This window comes from Psychroserpens burtonensis DSM 12212, assembly GCF_000425305.1.
Taxonomy (GTDB): Bacteria; Bacteroidota; Bacteroidia; order Flavobacteriales; family Flavobacteriaceae; genus Psychroserpens; species Psychroserpens burtonensis.
On record NZ_AUDE01000051.1, the window covers coordinates 1 to 3,383 of the forward strand.

The window sequence follows — 3,383 nt, forward strand, 5'->3', positions numbered from 1 at the left end:
TACTAAATTACAGACCAATTAGAAAGTTTAATTATAATAACCCTATTGAAGTCCTAAATAATAAGTGTGTTGCACTTATGGGTTGAACTCAGCACATTAAAAATGGTGATAAATTAAAATTTAGTAAAACCTCATAACCCGTGAATGTTAATCTAGCGAGGTAATCTGTTGTTTATTATCTATTTATGCAACTTTTAAATTGAAATTTTGAATTAGAAATTCAGAGTTTGAGTGAGCAGAAATTCAGAAATTTTTAATTTCGGATTATTTGCGTTTGAGTGAGTTCCGCAATTGTCGCTAACGGTCTCGGCTATAGTTAGTACGGGATTAAAAGAAAATAAATTTTCGATTAAGCACTTAGCCAAAACTTTTTATTTTGTTTTATCTTTTTATTTCTAAAGCCAAATCAAAAGATTTGGCGGACTTGGTTTAAAACTCCAAACTTTGGGTTAAGCACCAAAACCCGTATTAATTATAGCCATTGTTGGCAATAGTATTTATTATTCTTAATTTCTCTTCAGAATACTATTTTTTAGATATATTGTCAGTTATCGATTTTTTATAAACTCTAAAGTGAAATTCAAAACACTATCATAGTCATTCAATTCTTGACCAATTGTATTTCTTATCCAATAATCCGGTTTAATACCGTGACTATCATTTTTATAATCTACGTTCATTTCCCAAACAACCAGAGGTATTTTTACCTTTTGTTTAGAGTAAGGTAAAGTAATAATATAAGATATTCCACTTGTATTCTGAACCTTATTTCCACCTACTTCTTCTCCTATAAAAATTACATTTCTATTGTTCTTTAAAAAAGAGGTGAATTCGCCTGTGGCAGAAAACGATTTACCATTTATAAGTATATAAAGTTTTCCTTTAAAGTTATCTTTTTTTGGTGAAAAGACATCCATTCCTTCAATCTTTCGCAGGCTGTAATGATTATCCATTGTTTTTTTTAACTTAAGCCAGCTAAATGTATTTAGCCAAAACACACCCTGATTACTATAATACTTTTTGTCTTTAATCTTCTTAGTAATTGTATAAACATCTTTATACATAACAAACTCTTTATCTAACAGATAAGACAAAAGCTCTTGAGTAGGAAGAGCATCACCTCCACTATTATCTCTAACATCAATAATTAAATGTTCAATTGTATTATGTTTAATTTTTTTAAATGATTCTTCTAAAAAACTTAGATAGTTTTCTTTTTCTAATTTTCTTTCTGAAAAAGTAGAAAATGTTAAAATACCTACCTTATTGTTTATTTCAAAACTCAAAGGTTTTTGTTTTTTACTCTTTTCGTAAGCATTAACTACTTCATCATTCAATAATGTGCTTTTTAATTCAATTTGAACATTTTTATTATCCTTACTTATAGTAATTGTATGATTAGATTTTGAGCCATAAATTAATGCGTAGTCTAATCCAAATAATGAAGATAAATTTTCATTTGGAAAAGTTAAATTATCACCATCTCTTGTATAATTTTTGAGTAGTGAATTATATATTTCTCCTATTGGTTGCTCATCAATTTTTAAAATCTGTAATCCTAATAAATCCTCATACCCTTTTGCAAAAAAATCACCTACATAAAATGAATCTTTATATTTATATAGTTGTATTGGAAGTAACTTGAAATCTTTTTTAAGTTTTGGATATGGGATGTCCGTATGTCCGTTTTTAATAACGCTATTTAATGGAGTTAATAGTCTATAAAACTCAAAGGTTCCCATAGAATCTTTCAAGTTTTTCTGAGTTTGTATAAACCAATCATCTATTATCTTCTTTGAAGAATAAGTATATAAACCTCCGTGGTTTTTTTCTAGATTCGATTTTAAAATAGCTAAGTCTTTTTCTAGGTATATTTTGCTGATTTTATCTTGAGAATATCCTACTTGAAAGAATAAAATAGAAAATAGCGTAATAAAAATTGTTTGCGCCAAAAAAGGTATGTTAGTTCTGATCATACTGATTAAGTGTTATTGATTATTAATATTTGTAATTTTATATTGATTTTACACTGTAGAAATTATGAACGTTATTAAGGAAAAAGGATTCTAAAGTTTGAAATCAAGTAGTTTTACTGAATGCAAAAATAGACCAGAATGTCTAATGTTTAGTTTCGATTTGTTAGCATTGAAGAAATTGGTACTTATTTATTTTTATTCTTGTAGGCTCGTGGAGTTATTCCTGTGAATTTTTTGAATACTTTGTGAAATGTTGTTTTTGAAGAAAACCCAGCTTCAAGACCTATTGATTCAATATTGTATTTATCGAAGGTATTATCGTGTAACATTTTTTTTGCTTCTTCAACTCTATATTGATTTACATAGCTTGAAAAATTATCTTCGGTATTTGAATTAATAATTTGAGATAAATATCCTGCGCTAATACCTAATCTTTCAGCAGTAGATTCTCTAGTAACATTTGGGTTTCTATATTCATATTCTTCTTTAAATAGACTTTCGAATTTTTCAAAAATAGTATTAGAAGAATTAGGAGTTTTAGATATGTTTAGTTCTTGAGTTTTTAATATTTGTTTTATCTCATTTGCTTCAGCATATAATTTTCGGTTGTAAATTGTATAATAAGATACCCAGTAAAGAAAAAAAGAAATTCCAATAAATAGTATGATTGTATAATAGCTTGCTTTTTTAGTTACTAAAATACCTTCAGTAAAATCGAGAAGAATCCAAAGACCAATTAGTGAGCTTAATATAAAATGCAATCGCCATAACCAATTTTTCGACTTTTGAGAATCAGAATTTTTTAAGATAAAATATAGGTAGGTCATTAAAAAAAAATTATAAATGTAGACCAGCTTACTTTCAAGAACAAATAAGCTAAATTTTATACGAGAAAAAATTTCGTTTGTAAAAATGAAAATATCAAAATCTCTCTCTAGATTATGAATGGAATTTAAGAGTAGTGATGCAATAAAGGGTAAATACAGTAATTTAAGTTCATTATATGTATTAAGATTATGGTTGATGCTTTTTATAACAAAAAGGAAAATAAAAACGGGAGTAAGAAATACCCATTCTATATTGTCAATTATTCTTAATTTTTTATTCTCTTCATAAATACCTACTTCTGCAAGTAGTCTATTGAGCATTAATAGAGAAATAGTTAAAATTGCATATCCTAAATATTTATTTGTAATGCTTTTTAATGAGGGTCTAAATAATATTGCTAGTCCAAGGAAAAATCCTAAAGCAACATTTATGGTAAAAAGAAACAATAGAAGTTTCATTTAACTTTTATATGATTTGAAGTTTATATGTCTTGTCCTGAAATATGGCTACAGGTTAAAATTGAATTAAGCTGATAATTTATATACCATATTTGGTGTTTTATAATCTAAAGATAAATGT

General features: G+C 26.6%; 2 protein-coding genes. Both read right to left on the reverse strand.

Going from position 1 to position 3,383, the window contains the following annotated elements; all coding sequences use genetic code 11:
* Positions 1–548: 548 nt before the first annotated feature.
* Positions 549–1,976, reverse strand: a complete 1,428-nt coding sequence (locus H593_RS0115225; RefSeq protein ID WP_028873216.1) for a S41 family peptidase — start codon at positions 1,974–1,976, stop codon at positions 549–551.
* 185 nt (positions 1,977–2,161) lie between these two features.
* Positions 2,162–3,262: a helix-turn-helix domain-containing protein gene (locus H593_RS0115230; protein ID WP_028873217.1), complete on the reverse strand. Its 1,101-nt coding sequence runs from the start codon at positions 3,260–3,262 to the stop codon at positions 2,162–2,164.
* Between the last annotated feature and the right edge of the window lie 121 nt (positions 3,263–3,383).

Bases quoted from the DNA above. Each gene is read 5' to 3' on its own strand.
- H593_RS0115225 (WP_028873216.1), bottom strand. From the start codon at position 1,976: ATGATCAGAACTAACATACCTTTTTTGGCGCAAACAATTTTTATTACG.
- H593_RS0115230 (WP_028873217.1), bottom strand. From the start codon at position 3,262: ATGAAACTTCTATTGTTTCTTTTTACCATAAATGTTGCTTTAGGATTT.